This is a genomic window from Marinomonas foliarum, from assembly GCF_016906065.1.
GTDB lineage: Bacteria > Pseudomonadota > Gammaproteobacteria > Pseudomonadales > Marinomonadaceae > Marinomonas > Marinomonas foliarum.
Genome location: NZ_CP070273.1, coordinates 813,666 through 832,459 on the forward strand (window position 1 = coordinate 813,666; position 18,794 = coordinate 832,459).

Annotated in this window: 17 protein-coding genes and 1 pseudogene; 9 read left to right on the forward strand and 9 right to left on the reverse strand. The window is 43.6% G+C overall.

The window, feature by feature from the left end; translation table 11 throughout:
- Window positions 1-42: 42 nt before the first annotated feature.
- Both JSY38_RS03750 and JSY38_RS03755 read left to right on the forward strand, forming a co-directional pair.
- The gene (locus tag JSY38_RS03750) at window positions 43-1,047 is read left to right on the forward strand and encodes a serine/threonine protein kinase (RefSeq protein ID WP_205115326.1); all 1,005 of its coding nucleotides are present in this window, start codon (window positions 43-45) and stop codon (window positions 1,045-1,047) included.
- The gene (locus tag JSY38_RS03755) at window positions 1,044-3,023 is read left to right on the forward strand and encodes a RecQ family ATP-dependent DNA helicase (RefSeq protein ID WP_205115340.1); all 1,980 of its coding nucleotides are present in this window, start codon (window positions 1,044-1,046) and stop codon (window positions 3,021-3,023) included. The genes JSY38_RS03750 and JSY38_RS03755 overlap by 4 nt, the downstream gene beginning before the upstream one ends.
- Here the strand turns inward: JSY38_RS03755 and JSY38_RS03760 are convergent.
- From JSY38_RS03760 to JSY38_RS03775, 4 genes are all read right to left on the reverse strand, one after another.
- The gene (locus JSY38_RS03760; RefSeq protein WP_114411794.1) at window positions 2,998-3,396 is read right to left on the reverse strand and encodes a VOC family protein; all 399 of its coding nucleotides are present in this window, start codon (window positions 3,394-3,396) and stop codon (window positions 2,998-3,000) included. The two genes, JSY38_RS03755 and JSY38_RS03760, sit on opposite strands and share 26 nt — an antisense overlap.
- 86 nt (window positions 3,397-3,482) lie before the next feature.
- Window positions 3,483-3,809, reverse strand: coding sequence for a GIY-YIG nuclease family protein (locus JSY38_RS03765; protein WP_114411793.1), 327 nt, complete (start codon window positions 3,807-3,809; stop codon window positions 3,483-3,485).
- A gap of 19 nt (window positions 3,810-3,828) precedes the next feature.
- A complete protein-coding gene (locus JSY38_RS03770; protein WP_205115342.1) occupies window positions 3,829-4,449 on the reverse strand; it encodes a LysE family translocator in 621 nt (206 codons plus the stop codon).
- On the reverse strand, window positions 4,446-4,652 hold the full coding sequence (locus tag JSY38_RS03775; RefSeq protein ID WP_114411791.1) for a YjiS-like domain-containing protein: 207 nt from the start codon (window positions 4,650-4,652) through the stop codon (window positions 4,446-4,448). The genes JSY38_RS03770 and JSY38_RS03775 overlap by 4 nt, the downstream gene beginning before the upstream one ends.
- Window positions 4,653-4,900: 248 nt before the next feature.
- On the opposite strand from JSY38_RS03775, the gene JSY38_RS03780 reads away from it, so the two are divergent.
- From JSY38_RS03780 to JSY38_RS03795, 4 genes are all read left to right on the forward strand, one after another.
- Window positions 4,901-6,349: an aminotransferase-like domain-containing protein gene (locus tag JSY38_RS03780; protein WP_205115344.1), complete on the forward strand. Its 1,449-nt coding sequence runs from the start codon at window positions 4,901-4,903 to the stop codon at window positions 6,347-6,349.
- Window positions 6,350-6,486: 137 nt separating this feature from the next.
- The gene (locus JSY38_RS03785) at window positions 6,487-7,863 is read left to right on the forward strand and encodes a TolC family protein (protein WP_205115350.1); all 1,377 of its coding nucleotides are present in this window, start codon (window positions 6,487-6,489) and stop codon (window positions 7,861-7,863) included.
- On the forward strand, window positions 7,863-9,047 hold the full coding sequence (locus JSY38_RS03790; protein ID WP_114411788.1) for an efflux RND transporter periplasmic adaptor subunit: 1,185 nt from the start codon (window positions 7,863-7,865) through the stop codon (window positions 9,045-9,047). Before JSY38_RS03785 ends, JSY38_RS03790 begins: the two co-directional genes overlap by 1 nt.
- Entirely contained in the window at window positions 9,044-12,250 is a 3,207-nt protein-coding gene (locus JSY38_RS03795) for an efflux RND transporter permease subunit (protein WP_205115351.1), read from the forward strand. The genes JSY38_RS03790 and JSY38_RS03795 overlap by 4 nt, the downstream gene beginning before the upstream one ends.
- A 70-nt stretch (window positions 12,251-12,320) precedes the next feature.
- On the opposite strand, the gene zigA is transcribed toward JSY38_RS03795, so the two are convergent.
- Entirely contained in the window at window positions 12,321-13,532 is a 1,212-nt protein-coding gene (gene zigA / locus JSY38_RS03800) for a zinc metallochaperone GTPase ZigA (protein WP_205115352.1), read from the reverse strand.
- Between the two features lie 184 nt (window positions 13,533-13,716).
- On the reverse strand, window positions 13,717-14,577 hold the full coding sequence (locus JSY38_RS03805) for a delta-class carbonic anhydrase (protein ID WP_205115353.1): 861 nt from the start codon (window positions 14,575-14,577) through the stop codon (window positions 13,717-13,719).
- A gap of 285 nt (window positions 14,578-14,862) precedes the next feature.
- On the opposite strand from JSY38_RS03805, the gene JSY38_RS03810 reads away from it, so the two are divergent.
- Together JSY38_RS03810 and JSY38_RS03815 are read left to right on the forward strand one after the other, a co-directional pair.
- On the forward strand, window positions 14,863-15,333 hold the full coding sequence (locus tag JSY38_RS03810; RefSeq protein ID WP_205115354.1) for an Lrp/AsnC family transcriptional regulator: 471 nt from the start codon (window positions 14,863-14,865) through the stop codon (window positions 15,331-15,333).
- A gap of 51 nt (window positions 15,334-15,384) precedes the next feature.
- On the forward strand, window positions 15,385-17,073 hold the full coding sequence (locus JSY38_RS03815) for an aminotransferase class V-fold PLP-dependent enzyme (protein ID WP_205115355.1): 1,689 nt from the start codon (window positions 15,385-15,387) through the stop codon (window positions 17,071-17,073).
- 59 nt (window positions 17,074-17,132) lie between these two features.
- On the opposite strand, the gene JSY38_RS03820 is transcribed toward JSY38_RS03815, so the two are convergent.
- The 3 genes and pseudogenes from JSY38_RS03820 to JSY38_RS03830 form a co-directional block, all read right to left on the reverse strand.
- Complete coding sequence (locus JSY38_RS03820) at window positions 17,133-17,600, reverse strand: MOSC domain-containing protein (RefSeq protein WP_205115357.1); 468 nt, start codon at window positions 17,598-17,600, stop codon at window positions 17,133-17,135.
- A 123-nt stretch (window positions 17,601-17,723) separates the two neighbouring features.
- The gene (locus JSY38_RS03825) at window positions 17,724-18,176 is read right to left on the reverse strand and encodes a VOC family protein (protein WP_205116670.1); all 453 of its coding nucleotides are present in this window, start codon (window positions 18,174-18,176) and stop codon (window positions 17,724-17,726) included.
- Between the two features lie 6 nt (window positions 18,177-18,182).
- Window positions 18,183-18,374, reverse strand: a pseudogene (locus tag JSY38_RS03830) (DUF6500 family protein); the annotation flags it as partial.
- A 155-nt stretch (window positions 18,375-18,529) separates the two neighbouring features.
- Here JSY38_RS03830 and JSY38_RS03835 point away from each other — a divergent pair.
- Window positions 18,530-18,790, forward strand: a complete 261-nt coding sequence (locus JSY38_RS03835; protein WP_205115358.1) for a DUF4212 domain-containing protein — start codon at window positions 18,530-18,532, stop codon at window positions 18,788-18,790.
- Window positions 18,791-18,794: the final 4 nt, after the last annotated feature.

Consider the following 18,794-nt stretch of genomic DNA (forward strand, 5'->3'; position numbering starts at 1 on the left):
TGGTCATCGACATTTCTTTTTTTAGCATTAGAGTACTCCTTTATGACGGCAACCCATTCTTTCTCGACTCTTGTTCCGGATGCCATTTTAGATGCAGTGGAATCCACTGGCTTGTGGAGTGATTCGCGCATTTACCCACTAAATAGTTACGAGAACCGCGTCTACCAAATTGGTATCGAAGATAGCTCCCCCGTCATTGCAAAATTTTATCGGCCTGAACGATGGAACGAAGCACAAATTCAGGAAGAACACCAAACCCTACTCAAACTGAAAGCGGCCGGTGTTCCAGTAGTGGCGCCACTAGAGTTTAATGGTGCCAGCTTATTTCAACATAATGACATGCATTTTTGCTTATACCCAAGATTGGTTGGACAACACCCTGAAGCAGACAATCTAGATCAGCTATACCAACTTGGCGAACTGATTGGACAACTACATCAAACGCTATCAACAAGGCCATTTCTAGAGCGAATAAACGTTTCTCCTCTATCTCAAATGGATGCAGCAACCAATCAAATTTTAACAGGCAACACGCTTCTCAAAGCCCCTTTACCAAAAGCGCTGCAGTTACCTGAAAAGCTTAAGCCCCTGTATATAAAACAAATAGCCAAACTAAGAGAATTAAGCGAGGCCAGAATCCAAACATATTGGCCAACTCAGCTTAGGCCAATACATGGCGACAGCCACCGCAGCAACCTCATGCTTCATGAAGGACAATTTCACCTATTGGATTTTGATGATTGCCAAAATGGCGTTGCAGTACAAGACCTCTGGCTACACATCACGCAAACTGAAAACCCCAGACAGCAGTTAAGCGAAATAATTGAAGGTTATGAATCTTATCTACCTTTTGAAACGCGCGAATTGGATTTGATTGATGTCTTTAAAAGTGTACGTGTAATCAGCTATGCTGCCTGGCTACAGAGCCGCTGGCATGATCCGGCATTCGTCAAAGCGTTTTCATGGTTTGGTTCTGAAGAGTATTGGATAAATCATTTAAACGAATTAAAAAGTTGCGAATTAGAATGGGGGCAAATTTCTCGATGATCTCTCTAGAACAAAACCTACATTCACTTTTTGGCTTTGGTGAGTTCCGTGAGGGACAACAGCAAACAATAGAGCAGCTCCTATCTGGGCACTCTTCTCTGGCGGTTTTTCCGACAGGATCAGGTAAATCCTTATGCTACCAATTTACAGCGACACAACTACCTAACTTAACCTTGGTTATCTCACCATTAATTGCCCTAATGCATGATCAATTGGCTTTTCTAACATCAAAAGGTATCAATGCTGCCTGTTTAGATTCCAGCCAAAACAAAGACGAAAGCCAGGCTGTCATGTCCGGCGTTCAAGACGGATCGATTAAAATTTTAATGATCTCTGTGGAACGCTTTAAGAATGAGCGTTTTCGCCGCTTTATTAAACATATCCCTATTTCTATGTTGGTTGTTGATGAAGCACACTGTATTTCTGAATGGGGTCATAACTTTAGACCGGATTATCTAAAGCTGCCCTCTTACCAACAAGAGCTAGCGATTCCTCTGGTGCTTTTATTGACCGCAACCGCAACACGTCGAGTTCAACGAGATATGGCACAAAAATTTGCCATCCGACCGGAACACATAGTGCAAACGGGGTTCTACCGTCCAAATTTAGATATCGATCTAATTCCTATCCAAAGAAGCAATAAGCTTGATACCTTAAAAAACCTAATCGACGATACCCAAGGCGCAGGGATAGTTTATGTGACCCAACAGAAAACGGCAGAAGATGTAGCTCGCCATTTACAAGCCAGCGGTTACTCTGCCACGGCTTATCATGCAGGGTTAGACAGTGATACGCGACGCATTATTCAAGCCGATTTTATGGCTGACAGAACTCGCATCATTGTCGCAACCATCGCGTTTGGTATGGGCATAGACAAAGCGGATATCCGGCTCGTTGTGCATTTTGATTTACCAAAATCCATTGAAAACTACAGCCAAGAAATTGGCCGTGCTGGTCGAGATCGCCAGCCTAGCCGCTGCGCACTACTCGCCAGTCTTGAAGGCCTAAGTACACTCGAAAACTTTGTCTATGGAGATACACCAGAACCACAAGACATAGACAAACTCCTCAGCAGTATTACAGAACAGACCACCCAACCCACGTCTTCATACAATGATGTGAACTCACTATGGGAAACTCAGTCTTATAGTTTATCTATGCAGACCAACATCAGAGCTTTGCCATTAAAAACACTATTGGTACAGCTAGAGCTGCTCAATGTCCTTACTGCAAAATACACCTATTACTCTGACGTCCGACTAAAATGGGAAGGCGATCGAACCGCGTTTGCTAACCGTATTCCCGATGAATGGCAAGCCGCCTACCAAGCATTATTGAAAGGGGTTCAATATAAAAAAATCTGGGGCACACCTGATTTTGACAAGCTATTTAACGAAGCGGGATTATCTCGAGACGATGTACTAGAAATATTAGAATTTGCGGCAGATAACAACGTCCTTACTCTAGAAAGTAAAGGCTTAACCGACGTCTATGAAGTGCATACAGAGCATTTTCATCACCAGACTTTGGCTAACCAGTTGCATCAATATGTTGATGAAAAACAAAACACGGAAGTAGAGCGAATCGCCACCATGATTCGCTTTTTCCAACTAGATCGCTGTTTGAATAACAATTTGGCTCGATACTTTGGTGATCAGCATTCACCCGAGCACTGCGGCCATTGTTCGGTTTGCAGAGGAAAGGTTCTGGTGTTTGCACAACCAACGGATGAGCAAGACTCAACCGCTTGGCAAAGTGATATCGCAGAATACGCCAGAGAATTTGCCCAACAACTTAGTAGCAAAAGTCCAACGACACAGATTACTGCTGTGTTAATCACTCGTTTTCTAACAGGATTAACACAACCTATTTTTACTAAGATGAAAGCTCGCCAACTAAGTGGATTTGGCATTTATGAGGAAAGGAGTTATTCATCGGTTCTAGAGGCGGTTACTCAGCTTCTTGATCATCGCTAAGTGGCTCTTCATAGACACTAACTTCAATCAGGTTGTTATCTAGATCGTTAAAATAAACAGACTGGATTGGCCCTTGTGCACCGGATTTAGACACAGGGCCTTCAAGAATCATGACCTTATTGGCTTTTAGATGAGCAACCACCTCTTCCAACGTCCAGCTTGTTATAAGGCACACATCACCAGCACCTTCCATTGCATGATTTCTTAGCTCTTGACCGAGCACTTGAAAATTAATTTTTTGCTGACCAAAACGCACAGCCTTTCTGCCATTGGCGAAGGTGAATGACTCAAGCTTAAGCACGGATTCGTAAAAAGCGACCGCTCTATCTATATCTGCAACGGTTAATACTATGTGGTCAATGTGACTAATCATAGTCCCTTGCCTCCCTATGAAAGCACTACAAATGACATAACATGCTACGAATGATCCCTTAGAAAAACAAGCTAAGAAAACACGCTTTATTCATCTGTTTTGGGCTGTAAAGCAGCAAGCTCGATACCACCATCAATTAGACTTAATTTTTGCCGGCGATTCAGCTTTTTGACTCGACATTCTAGAATCAATGCCTCGCTCTTAGAACCTACGGACTGGGACCAAACTAGTTCTAGCGGCCCCTTTCCTCTAAGATACCGAGCAGCACGTTTACTGCTGCCAGAATGCTCTTTAAAGCGACGCTCCACATCGGTACTGATACCAGTATAAAGCGTGTTTAAACGAGTCTTTATCATATAAAGACTCCATTGAGATTCTCTCAAAGACGCTTTCTGCTCTTGATTTTCTATCACCTTAATACCTTTTCAGCACTTAATAACCCACAATTAAAAACAGTGTTGATGCTGTCGCTATGCCCATCGTCAGATTAAATAATCGCTGCCGTTTTCCATCTGTCAGCCATTGGCGAATTTTTATACCTGCCCAAGCCCACACAGAAATAGCCGGAAAACCTACTGCTGCAAACAGAACAATAATCCAAAAGCCGGACAAAGCATACAAATCACCTGCTATGGCAAAGGTGCTTACACAGCCAATTGCCATCATCCAAGCCTTAGGGTTCACATATTGGAACAACAAAGCTTGCCACCAGCGCATTGGTATCGCTTTAGGCTTTTTATCTTCTTGCTTACTTTCTAGGCTCCCAACCGGCGCACTGCCTATTTTCCATGACAACCACAACAGATACGCACAGCCGACCCATTTGAGCACACCGTAAAGCGGAGGATATAAGGTAAACAATGCCCCTAACCCCAACAATGTAGAAAGCAATAAGCAGGCTACACCCAATACAATACCAAACATATGCGGGAGCGTTCGACGAAAACCGAAGTTCGCGCCAGACGCCAGCAACATTATGTTATTAGGCCCTGGCGTAACAGAAGTAACAAACGCAAACATGGCAAGCGCCAAGAAAAAAGAGGAATCAATCATTGGGCCCTCCTGTTGCTTTTCATCAACAAAACAATATCACGTAGTAGCTTTAGAACGGTTGCCTGAGACACTTCTACTTGTTGACGTTCTTTGGTCATGCCAATGTCATTCAGTTGCTCTGCAGTGAGTTTTGCAAGTGTTTTACGTGTTTGAAAGCGTTCGACACTTTGCTGAATACAAACAAATAAGCTAACGATTAACATAACCTTCTCCTTCTAAATCGCACCATGATTTGTTTCATGAGTGCTGTGTGTATGAATAACTACTTTAAGAGAAGGGAGAAAACCAATACAGCCTCAGAAAACCACTTTAATAAACATACAGATCTCCATTCAATCCACCTGTATGGCAAAATAAACTCAAATCTGTATGGTAATCTACGGCTATTTATCCTTATATAATCCATACAGACACAGCTAAAAAGACAAAAAAGAGCCTCAAAGGAAAGACAATGACCCTGTATCAAAAGCTTGCGACCCGCTTACGCGAACACATACAGCATGACTTTTATAAGTCTGGCGATAAATTACCTTCGGTACGACAATTGGCGCAAGAACATGGCGTCAGCATTTCTACCGTACAAGAAGCGTATCGACAGCTTGAGCAAGAACAGCTAGTGGAAGCACGTCCAAAGTCTGGCTACTTTGTCTGCGTGCCCAAAAAGGACAATTTACCCAGTATTTCTCGACCACCTCAGCGCCCTTTGGAAGTCTCCCAATGGGAAGAAGTACTCAACATGTTAATGAATCGTAGCGGCAACAAAGGCGTACAACTGCAGCACGCCATGCCAGATATGAAAGCCTCGACCTTAAAACCTTTGCTAAAAACATTATCTGACTTAACAAAACAGAAACCAGAACTGGGGTTAGGTTATGCGGACGTTCGAGGATCAGAGGAACTGCGCGTACAACTTTGCCGCCTTGCTGTAGCCTCTGGCTGCCAACTTCACCCAGACGATATTGTTGTCACATCTGGCTGCCAAGAGGCGCTGTCTGTCTGTCTACGAGCTGTCACACAACCTGGCGATATTATTGCCATAGAATCACCAAGCTTTTACGGCTCCATGCAGGCGATCAAAGCGGCAAATCTTAAAGCGATGGAGATCCCAACACACCCAGAAACAGGCATTAGTTTAGAAGCCCTAGAGTTGGCACTCGATCAATGGCCCATTAAGGCAATTTTTGTAACTCCAACTTGTAATAATCCAATGGGTTACACAATGCCAGAAGACAAAAAAGAACAGCTCTATAGGCTAGCCCAAAGCTACGATATTGCCATCATTGAAGACGATATTTATGGCGACATTTCTTATCAGTTCCCTCGCCCAAAAACGATCAAATCCTTTGATACTGACGGGCGTGTTTTACTGTGTTCATCCTTTTCCAAAAGTATTGCCCCAGGCATGCGCGTCGGCTGGATTGCACCTGGACGCTATCGGGATAAAGTCACCCATATAAAATACGTCAGCAGTTCTATGTGTCCTGTACTTCCGCAACTAGCGATCGCAAAATTTATCCGCTTAGGTGGCTATGCCAAACACATACGTCAAATGAGACATAACTACGAGCAACAACGTGACCACTTGCTCAATGCAATCAAAATACATCTCCCCAATGACACCAGAGTCAGCTTCCCTGTTGGTAGTTTTATTTTGTGGGTTGAACTCCATCCAAGTATCGATACGATGAAATTAGTCGAACGTTGTCGCGAAGAAGGTGTGGGCTTTGCCCCAGGGCCGTTATTTTCAGCAACTGGCAAATATCGAAACTGCTTTAGGTTGAATTTCAGCGAGCAAAATCAGGAAAAAAGAGAATGGGCAATCAAGGCATTAGCGGCTATTTTGCGTAGTTTCGACAGTAGGATAAAACGCAGTGAATCAGAGATCTCTGTTTTGACATAAGATCCAATGTAAAGAAACGCAAATACTCTTAAGGCATTAATTTAAAGACGACATAATCCTAAAACGCATTCACTGGATATATCAAACTAGCGTATAAATACAACACCAACTAGTCCCTTTTCACTAGGATAACTTTAATGCTCAAACGGTCTTTCTTAAACATCACAATACTAAGCCTCAGCTTGGTATTAGCAGCCTGTAGCAGTTCACAGCAACGTGAAGATTATGCTGACAGAGCGCAGCAAGAACTAGACTCAGTGAGCAAATCGACAAGCTCTCAATGGCAATCAATGGACAACGTCGCTCCAACCAGTTATTTGACCGATTTGATAACCGATACACAACTCGACGAGCTAATAAACAAAGCACTAGAGGCAAATCCAAGTTTGCAGAAAACCCAACTCACTTTACAAGCCAGCTTATGGAGTATAAAAAGCCAGCAAGGCAATTCACTTCCTAGCGTCGAAGCTGGTTTTTCAGGCAACAGAGCTGAAGGCAGTGACACCTCATATAAAGCCAACATAGGGATAAGTTGGGAAGTAGATTTATGGCAAAAGCTCGCTCAGTCAGAGCAAGCTGCTGAAAAATCTCTCGCCAGTGATGAAGCACTCTATCAAGCCAGCCGCGATACATTAGTGGCGAATGTTATTAAGTCTTGGCTCTCAATTACCGCCAAACAGCATGCAATAGATATCGAACAAAAACGCTTGGCCTTATTGGAGTCAAATGAAAAACTGATTTTAAAACGCTTTCGAAATGGTTTAGGCACGCTAGAAGAAATGGATGAATCCCGCACTTCTACTTCTCAATCCAAAGCAGATTTAGCCGAATACAAAGAAGACCTTGCAATTGAAAAGCGTAATTTGCAGCTGTATTTGGGAGAAAGCAGCCTTCCAAGCTTTGTAGCCAATTCACAATATCTCAACGTTATAATGAGCCTAAGCGAACTCCCACAGCAGAATTTGCAGCGTCGTCCAGACTTGAAAGCCGCCTACCTGGCCATTGAAGCCGCTGATTTAAACACTTCGGTAGCGTATAAAGACATGCTTCCTAGCATCAGCTTGAGCGCGACATTAAGTGACACAGCATCATCACCCAGTGCCGCTTTATTTGGCTCTCCCATTTGGTCTTTACTCGCTCAAATTACCCAACCACTCTATCAGGGGGGTCAACTTAAAGCCGCGGCAGAAATTGCTAAGTTGGAAACAGCTCAAGCTTATCAAGATTACCGCGAAACACTGCTTACCGCAGTCAATGAAATTGAAAATACCCTAGGGCAAGAACGCGTGTTAGCGCAACAAGTACTGCACATAAAAGATGCCCTGAGTAGTGGCAAAAAGAACTTAACTCAGTATGAAAAAAAATACCGCTCAGGCTTAGTTGAACTAAGTGATTTAATCAATGCCCAAACCACAGCATTTAATTTAGAAGCGCAGTTAGACAACTTAATTTATCAGCAACTATCAAATAGAGTCGATTTAGGGCTCGCACTCGGGCTTGGAGTAAAACCTTAATGAAACATCTTTCACAGTGGATCACGTTATTATTAGCTGGCGCTGCGATTGCTGGCGTGTATCTGTATGTCACCAGCGCCATGGATGCACAAAAAAATAGAGTACAAACACCGAGACCTGCCACACCAGAGCAAGCCCTTGAGATCACCACCCTCACGGCCAAAGCAGACAGCTACGCTGCCACTATTAAGGCTTCAGGCATCGTAAAACCAAGATATGCGTTGATGATGACCAGTCAAGTCAGCGGCGAAATCACCCGCTTATCAAATCAATTTGAAGCAGGGCAAGTCATTAGTAAAGGCCATGTGTTAGCTCAACTGCAAAACACGGAACTAAACAGCAATGTTGCCAGCGCAGAAAATTCGCTAGCGGCCGCGAATCTGGCGTTGAAAGAAGAAATGCGTCAAGGCGAGCAAGCCAGAGCTGAATGGGAAGCCGCTGGCTTTAATGGTGACCCCGATTCTGACCTCGTTTTAAGAATGCCACAACTTGCTGCAGCAGAAACTGAGCTTGATGCAGCAAAAGCCGAATTAAACAATGCAAAATCTAAACTGCAACACACAAAACTGACTGCTCCCTTTAATGCCTTAGTCGTAGCTCGCGAAGTTTCACTTGGCTCATTCATTAGTTCTGGCAGTGAAATAGGTACGCTTTACAGCACCGACCGAGCAGACATAAAAATCGACTTATCCAATAACGATTGGATGAAACTCCCCGACATGCAAACTCTGTTAAACAATAACTGGCCCGTACAAATTTCAAGTATGGATAAACAAGACTCTTGGCAAGGCAGGATTCTTAGTGTCAATCAACATATTGATGAAACCACTCGGATGCGAAGCCTATTAGTTAGTCTTGATAACCCTTTGAGCCAAACACCTATTTTACTGCCAGGGGCGTTTGTTGAAGTTTCTATTCAAGGAAAACAACTCGATAACCTGTGGAAATTACCCAACACCGCACTTAGCCAAAAAAGTGAAATCTGGTATATCGACGAAAACAGTCGCCTTGCCGCTTTTGAAACCACGCCACGTTTTGTCGATTCAAAATACGTTTATATCCAAGTTCCGACCAATATGCTTAGCAACGCTTACCAAGTGATTGTTCAGCCCTACAACAGCTATTTAAAAGGCACCCTCGTCAAGTCATTGACCGTACCAGTAAATAAAGGCGCGAAACAATGACTCCTATTGATCAACCCAAAGGGATTATTCCATGGTTTGCCAATAACCCTGTTGCTGCCAATTTACTACTCATTTTAGTCATTAGCCTAGGCGTTCTAAACATGGGCTCCATCAATAAAGAGGCCTTTCCCAGCTTAACGCCAAACAGAATTGCTATTTCGGTGAGTAACGACAGTGGCTCAGCAAAAGAAAACGAAGAAGGCATCGCCATTCCCTTAGAAACAGCCTTGCAAGGTGTATCTGGCATTAAAAACATCACCACATCTTCCACCGCCAGCGCCACCAGCACCACTGTAGAAATGCTAGATGGCTATGACATCGACACACTGTTTGACGATGTAAAAGACAAAGTCGCCCAAATTTCATCCTTCCCTGATGAAGCGGATCCAGCTGTTGTCAGTAAGGCGACTCGAGAAGAGCACGCTATTTGGATTCAACTATATGGTGACGCGGATCGTCGCACGCTCCAAAAACTGATTGACGAGCTGGAATCGGATTTATTGGCGAACGAGAACATTAGCTCAACGTCTATTTCTGGTTGGTTAGACCCAACCATCATGATTGATCTCGACAAGAACGCCTTAGAAGCCTATGGGCTTACTTTGTCTGATATAGCGACAGCCATCAATGCAGAATCATCACCAGCCCAAGTAGCCACACTACGTGATGAAGAAATCTACCTCACCATTAGCGCTTCCGAGCAAGCCTATATGAAAAGCGAATTTGCTCGTATTCCAGTGCAATATAATAGCTCGGGTGGGAAGCTATTATTAGGAGATATTGCCACTATACGCGATGCTTTCGATGAAGATGAATACGTACTATCGCGTTTTAACCGTCAAAACAGCTTAGGCATTCAGGTTTTAACCACGGGAAAAAACGACATATCCAATTCGGTTATCGGTGCCAAGGCGGTTATTCAGGATTGGGAAGACAGCGGACGATTACCGGCCAATGTAACGCTTGGCACTTGGTATGATCGCAGTAAATCCATTAATCAACGTCTTGACTTAATGATAGGAAACGCCGTCACCGGCGTATTGCTAGTATTCATTTTATTAGCAATTTTTCTAAATGTTACCGTGGCATTTTGGGTTGCTATGGGGCTGCCTTTTATTTTCTTCGGTACTCTATTTTTCATGGGAACAGAGAATGTCGGCCTAACGTTAAACATGTTCACCACGTTCGGTTTTATTATGGCATTGGGCATAGTCGTCGATGATGCTGTTGTCGTGGGGGAAAGCGTGTATACCGTTCGCTCCAAAGAAGGCGACACTATAGGCAACACGATTAAAGGCACCATGATGGTAGCGGTGCCCACACTTTTTGGGGTTTTTACCACCGTTGCTGCTTTTTGGGCGTTGTCCAATATCGAAGGTCGTTTAGGCCAACTCTATGCTCAGTTCGCAACCGTGGTGGCTATTTGTTTAATCCTATCAGTCATTGAATCCAAGCTTATTTTGCCTGCTCACCTTGCCCACATAAACACCCAAAAATCGACTAAAACCAATCCACTATCTAGAGCATGGGCCATGGTTCAACATGGAGCAGATTCCGGCTTACAGTGGTTCAGTAATCGCATTTATAGCCCAACCATAGAACTAGCGCTCAATTATAGATACGCGGTGTGCCTGCTTTTTATAGCTGTCTTTATATTGGTCATTTCTATGCCATTTACTGGCGCGATTCGTATGAGCTTCTTCCCTCAAATTCCAGGAGATACAGTTCGCGGTACATTGACCATGTACAACGATGTCAGCTATGGGCAGACTAACAAAACCTTATTCGAACTAGAGCAAAAAGCCTATCAAGCAGACATTGCCTTACGCAGTACGCCAAAAAACACAAAACCAAGCAACTCAGAAATAAGCAAAGAAGCCCAAAAAACCAAGGGCGATGTTGCTATCAAGAACATCCAAGTCACCGCAAGCGATGATCAGTCCGGTAACATTCGCATAGAGCTCGACGAAAATAGGCCCTATACCTCAGCGCAATTCGCCAGCAAATGGCAGCAGTTTGCAGGCATGCCTGAAGGCGTAAAAAACCTCCGTATTCGCAGCGCTCGTGAAACCGTCGATGCATTGAAAATTGAGCTGCGTGGCAATGATACCAGTGTCCTAGATGGCGCTATGGAAGAATTATTAAAGCAGCTAGCCGCTCTTCCTGCCGTCACTGGAATTGAGCAAAATAACACCCCTACCGAATCTAGGCTAATTTTAAATCTGACAGATCAAGGGCGCTTATTAGGTTTATCCACCAGTGGCCTCGCCACTCAAGTCGCACGGAATTTTGATGGTCAAGTCGTACAAAAATACCAGCGAGATAACTCAGAGGTAGAGGTTCGCCTTGGTTATCCCAACGACCAAAAAGAATCCCCCGCTGCGGTCATGAATACCAAGATTGTTTTGGATGACGGTACGCGGGTTCCTCTTTCTGCTGTCGCCACATTGTCTCAACAAGATGCTGAAACACGTATTATTCGCATTGATGGTAAACGCTCTTTGTATTTATCTGCCGAAGTCGATAAAGACACCATGTCATCAACTGAAGTAGTTGAGTACTTGCGAAGTGCCGTGGTGCCACAGATGAAGCGTCAATTTGCCGGTGTTTCTATCTTTTTCTCTGGTGAAGCAGAGCAAAGAGAAAAAACACAATCATCTATGTCTGAAATGTTCCTTATCGCACTTTTAATTATATATGGGCTATTGGCGATACCATTAAAATCTTACTCGCAGCCACTTATCATTATGATGGCGATTCCATTTGGGATAATTGGTGCCTTGTTAGGCCACTGGATGAACAACTTAGCTCTGGGAATTTTTTCTCTGAATGGCATACTTGCGCTAAGCGGTGTTGTGGTAAATGATAGTCTATTATTAGTGTCGCGATTCAACGACCTACGCTACGAAACGAGTCACGTTAAAAAAGCCATTAGCCTTGCCTGTCGAAGCCGCTTGCGCGCAGTATTGCTGACATCTTTTACCACTTTTGCGGGCTTGATTCCCATTCTGTGGGAAACCTCAAGGCAAGCACAGATGCTGATTCCTGCCGCAGTTTCTCTCGCTTACGGCATCATGTTTGCCACTGTCATTACACTGATTTTGATCCCTGTTTTATTGATGATCAAAGAAGATATTCATCTGCTCATTTATCGACTAAAAAATAAGGCTGTAGAAGTGTTAGAGCCGATTAGAGAAAACTAAGAATAGTAAAAAAAGACTCCCTATCTTAATAAGACAGGGAGTCTTTACGTTTATTTAATGAAATATGATCCTAAGCAACTTCATCCCACTCAGGAAAAGGGTCAGGTAATGTAGCCCATACTGCCTTACCTGCGAGAAGCTCTTGTTCGCTTAACAAACACGCATCCAGCGCTTCTATCACAGCTTCTTTATTCAGATTCTGACCAATAAACACCAGCTCCTGACGCATGTCACCGAAAGGCTCGACCCATTGATTGGCTATCGATTCAAGGTATTCTGGATCTTGTGGCCATTTGTCTTTGGGAACCGCCTTCCAAAACATGCCAGCAAAACCATAATGCGCAATACCACCCGCCTGACTCCATTGCCCAGCAAACTCGGGACGAGTTGCTAACCAAAAGAATCCTTTCGAACGCAACAGCTTTCCATAAGCTTCTGTTCCATGAAGAAAGTCAAAAAATCGCTGGGGATGAAAAGGTCGTCGAGCCAAGTAGGAAAAACTGCCAATGCCATACTCTTCTGTTTCGGGCACATGCTCACCACGCATTTCTTTTAGCCAGCCAGCTGCTTGCTGTGCTTTTTCAAAGCTAAATTTACCCGTGCCTAACAAGCGCTTAGGCTCTATTTTGCCTTGATCAATGGGGATAATTTCCGCTTCTGTATTGAAACTACGGAGGATGGATTCTAATTGTCGCAATTCTGCTTCGCTTACCAAATCGGTTTTACTGATCAAAATCATGTCAGCGAACTCGACTTGATCAATCAGCAAATCCGCCACACTACGCTCATCTTCCTCGCCAAGCGATTCACCTGTTTTCTGCAAGGAAATAGCCGCTTCATAATCCTTCATGAAATTCACCGCGTCCACGACGGTAACCATGGTATCTAGGCGAGCAATATCCGATAAGCTCACGCCATCCTCATCCGCAAAAGTAAAGGTTTCTGCCACAGGTAAAGGTTCAGAAATACCGGTTGATTCAATAACTAAATAATCAAAGCTATTCGCCTCGGCAAGCTTTCGAACCTCTATTAATAAGTCTTCTCTTAGCGTGCAGCAGATGCAGCCGTTGCTCATTTCTACTAATTTTTCTTCACTGCGGTTTAACGATACTTCTTGTTTAATTGTCGCTGCATCGATATTGATTTCACTCATATCATTCACAATCACCGCGACTCTCAAACCATCGCGATTATTTAATATGTGACTTAATACCGTCGTCTTTCCTGCACCTAAAAAACCAGATAACACCGTCACCGGCAATTTGCTTTGTATAGCTGTCATGAATCTCTCCCACAAGAATCTATTGAAATGTTATGATATAACATCTCAATAGATTGAGATAGATGCCTTTTTAATGGAACATTCACAATAAAATAATGAACTAAGAAATAGACTTAAAACAGTCCTCTATTAGAGGGCTTACATAGAGGGTCAGAGCGATACACAGGAATAGATAATAAGCCGTTCAATCAGCGGTATTTGAAAGTAAATCAGGGTTGGTTATTAAATTTCTCACACCGTGTGCGTGATCTTCTTTGTAGACATTTTCACTGTCGCACCAATCACCTACAGATTGAATATCAACCTTCGCGATTTTAGGACGAACATTCCATGTAACTTGAAAGGGTGAGGCTTTTGTACTGTAACTAGGACCTGTCGTTGACCCTGCATAAGTGACAGGGTCACCAGTATTATTAGGAACTCCCGTTGCTTGATACAAACTATTTCGAACATCGTGGGCTGTCAAAGCATTAAATTTCAGTGCCTGATCATCATTGACCACAACATACACTTGAGCTTCTACTCGCAACTTAGGCACAGCTTCCCCCTTGACGACACAAGCAGCTAAAGTCGGCCCAGGTTGAACCTCAGCGCTGGAATACACATAGTGCACCTCAAGAGTATCACCGGGAAAAAGCTCACTATGTTTGCCTTTGCAGATAGTACTGCCCTTAACTGGCTTCAGCTCTTCCTGAGTAAGCTGACCAGAATAAACATAACCCGTTTGAAACCCTTGCCCGTCACCATTCCCAGCATACTGAGTAAAGTCTCCGCCCTTGTGTTCAGCATTTTTGTGAAAATGAATATTACATAGATTCATCTTGTTCGATGCTGATGCTTGCGCGAAGGTTTGAGGGTTGCGTCCGAAGAGCTTATCTATATCCCTTGGAGATTGTGGCCCAACATCTCGTCCTATTGCGCTTTCTTGTAGTGCTTGGCGCTGCTTCAAAATAACGTCATCTGGCACAGCACCTTGATACGCAGCAAAGACAACACCTGAAACTAAAGTTAAACCGATACCGCGAACAACATTAATCGCTTTCATAAATATCCTTAAATAGAAAATCCCTAATACATTTTTAACGCAGCGTTGAGACCACAAAGCCCAAAGAACATTCAATCCAAGCCTTTCATTGCTAATTTTTTGCACTTAACACCGCCTTAATTTACTTTCTCCTTAAATAATTCAAATTAATACGATATTTTTTCGCACCAAATAAAAAATGAGATTCCGCTATCTAGCATGGCGAAAGGATGAGATTGCAGATGACAAGAAAAAACACGACAATAAGAAATATTTTTCTAAAAACAAAACAAAAAAGAGAACAAAATGCACTTAGATGATATAGATTTGCAACTGCTTGCCTTAATTCAAAGTGATGATAGTATTTCCACAGAGTCTATGGCTCAGCAAGTTGGCTTATCCAAAACCCCTTGCTGGCGACGCGTTCAAAAGCTAGAAAACGCTGGTTTTATCAAACGCCGTGTCGCGCTGTTAGACGCAGACAAACTTGGGCTTGGCGTATCCGTTTTTGTACAAGTGAAAACCAACCAACACGATGCAAGTTGGGCAGAAGAATTTGCCCGCGTCGTGGCAGAATTTCCTGAGGTGGTTGAGTTTTACCGCATGGCGGGAGAGTACGATTACTTATTACGAGTGCTGGTCAAAGACATTCCAGCGTATGACAAATTTTATAAACGATTAATTAGTGCCACCGCATTAACCGACGTCACCTCAAACTTCGCCATGGAGCAGATCAAGTGGACAACTCAGTTGCCCTTGCCTAACCCAAAAGAGTAAGCGGTGAACGAAAAAGTGTATTGATGCGACCAGCCAAATGAGGAAAGAGTTATGTCCATTGCTGCCGCGGAAAAAAGCGTAATACCAAAGACTAAAGAACAAACTGATGCAGAGGCCCTACTTGCCCATATTCGCGACGGCATCATAGGTAAAGACACGCAAATAGACACGCCATTTGGCAAAAGAACACTCACTTACGCCGACTACACGGCATCGGGTCGCAGTCTCGATTTTATCGAAGACGCCATTCGCAATCATGTGTTGCCGCTTTACGCCAACACGCATACAGAAGCCAACGCTACCGGCCAGCAGACCACCACTTTTCGTGAACAAGCTCGTCAGCAAATTCGAGAGGCGGTTAACGCATCGGTAGACGACTTGGTGATATTCTGCGGCAGCGGTGCCACCAGTGCGATTAACACCTTAATTAGCCAATTAGGCTTACGCCAACTTAGTACCGAAGAAAAAGCCCAAGCGACGGTCTTCATTGGACCTTATGAACATCACTCCAATGAACTGCCTTGGCGCGAATTAGGTATTGAAGTGATTAGAATTCCTGAATCAAAAGACGGCGGCGTATGCTTAGTCACCCTAGAAAATCAATTACAGGCGAATCAAGATAAACGTCTGATTGGTAGCTTCAGTGCTGCTTCTAACGTCACTGGTATTTTATGCGATCAAGATGCCATCACAACCTTGTTGCATCGTTATAGCGCGCTGGCTTTTTGGGATTTTGCGGCCGCTGCGCCTTACGTCAAATTGGATATGAACCCAAGTTCAGACCCAGCACGAGCCAAAGATGCGATATTTTTCTCTACTCATAAATTCATCGGTGGCCCTGGTACACCTGGAATTCTAGTCGTCAAAAAAGCCATCATCGACAACCAAACACCAAGCATCGTGGGCGGTGGAACCGTGTCTTTTGTGACACCGGACGATCATACATTTTTGCCCGTTGGCGAGCGCAGAGAAGAAGGCGGTACGCCAAGTATCATTGAATCGATTCGCGCTGGATTAGTTTTCCAACTCAAACAAGCGGTTGGCGAAAAAACCATCGAAGCACGTGAGCACGAACTCGTGCAACTGATCGATAAACATTGGCACCAGCATCCAAGTATAGAACGTCTTGGTCACGCTGAAGCAGAACGCTTATCGATCACTGCGTTTCGTATCAAAACCGAATTGGGTTATTTACATCATGGCTTTGTCACAGCCCTATTAAATGACATATTTGGTATTCAAGTTCGCGGCGGTTGCTCCTGTGCTGGCCCATATGGTCACCAGCTTTTAGGCATAGACAAAACCGAATCTGAGCGCATTCAATTAGCATTGAAACAAGGTGAAAAACTTGTAAAACCGGGTTGGGTTCGCTTCAATTTGAATTATTTCTTAGACGATGCTGAAGCGACATTCATTCTAGACGCTATCGATTTTGTCGCCAAACACGGCACCACACTGTTGCCTTACTACGCTTATGATCAAACTACGGATTTATGGCGCTTCCAAGGACAATCCAACACGCCTAAGTCGCTTAACGAGCTATTGTTCTCGCAAACAAAAGTGCAACAACCAACAGCAGAACACAGCACAAGTTCAACTGAAGATAGAGATACTTATTTAACGAAAGCAAAAGAGATAGTCAAAGACTGCATGGCTGGAAAATACACCGCGCAACCACAACCTTTTGATAAAGAGTTTAGTGATATTAAACGCTTTGTATTAGCTGAGGATTTTGTCTAACTAGTACGGACTAGACATAGATATAAAAAGATCCAGATAAAGGACTATTTAGAATTTTCCTATTTAGTGCTTTTCTGGATCAAATTAAATTGCATGCCTGTTCTTAATATTCCAGTACTTAAAACATTGGCTCTTAAACCACCACGATGCAGCCAGGCTCTTACCACTTGCGGTGATGATATAGAATCGTTGGTAAGAGACTTTCCTAACGAGCCACAGGGCTCACACAATTCGACACCATAAAAGCGAACATCGCCAATAGAGAATTCTTGCCCAACCAACTGGTTCAATCGTACTCCTTGGGTCACTATGTTTCTTCTGGTCGCTGAAAGGCCAATATTTTGTGCGAAGTTAGCATTAAAGGCGGCTATCTCTTCACTTTCGACAAAAGTAATATTTGGACCATCTGTGCCTTTCTTACCGTAGTATCGGTCACCTACTATGCCTTTACCGGCATCCACTTTGACGGCATCAATCCCTATCTGTGATTGTTTGGACTTTTTCGATACGAAAATTGCTTGAATCACCCATTGTCTCCTAAGACAAGTCTGCCATTGGTCGATTATGACATACCAATGATTAAAAACCTTCCCCAAAAGATCGGTTATTAAGAAGGTTACTCTTCTTGAATTAGGCTATGCACTACAAATTTAATTGAGCCACTCCAATCCGCCATAGGGTTTGACTTTTAATGAATCCAGACGCGAAGCAAGAGAACCGGAATGCAATTCTAATTTATGACCGTCTGGGTCTTCAATGTACAAGGAATCGCCTTCACTGCTGTTAAGTTGCCACTGTCTCGCAGCCTTAAAAGCCGTTTTTTGTTGAATCTGAGTCATAGCGTCTAAATCATAAGTAAACGCGAAATGCGTGTAATCCTGACTGGGTTTTGCTTTACCTAAAGATAAACAAAGCCAGCAGTTTCCGTATGACAAATAGGCGCCAGTATTCCAACGCACTTCGCCTTGAAAGCCCAGCAGGCCACCATAGAATTCAAGTGATGCGTCAAGATTAGACACACTCAAGGTCAGATGGTTAAAGCCATTATGCTGTGCTGCTGTCGAATTCGGGTAAGCTGAAGTATCGTCTAATGAAGCCACCATAGCGTAAATCTTAGTCGCTTTTTCGAAGTGATTAAGTTGGTGTTCTTCTATCCACCAGCGCGCAACGGTCATCAAGGTAACAGGGTCATCGTTTTTATTCGCAAAGAACGCATAAAAGGACACCTGCACACCATCGCCTTTTTGTTTTATTTTCTCGGAACAAACCGAAAGAATCTTTTGTTTGATATTGGCATTCACGTTTCTTCATCTCTTTTGGTAAACAATCGTGCAAGAATCCCGCACAAGCATATATCGATTAAAAAGCAGGCTATGCGACTAAAGTCTGACTTCTTATCTATCGACTGCCTGCTAAATTAACAGGGCGTATAAAAATAATTATAAGGAGATCTACCATGTCAGATCATAACATTAATGCAGAAAAATACTGGCAAGCAAACCTCAGGCTGATACTAGGCAGCTTGGTGGTTTGGGCATTGGCGTCTTACGGTTGTGCCATCCTACTTCGTCCTATGCTCTCAGGCATCCATATCGGAGGAACAGATTTAGGGTTCTGGTTTGCTCAGCAAGGTTCCATTCTCGTATTCATCGCTTTGACTTTCCACTACGCGTGGAAAATGAACAAGCTTGATGAAGAATTTGGCCTTCAGGAGTAAGTCG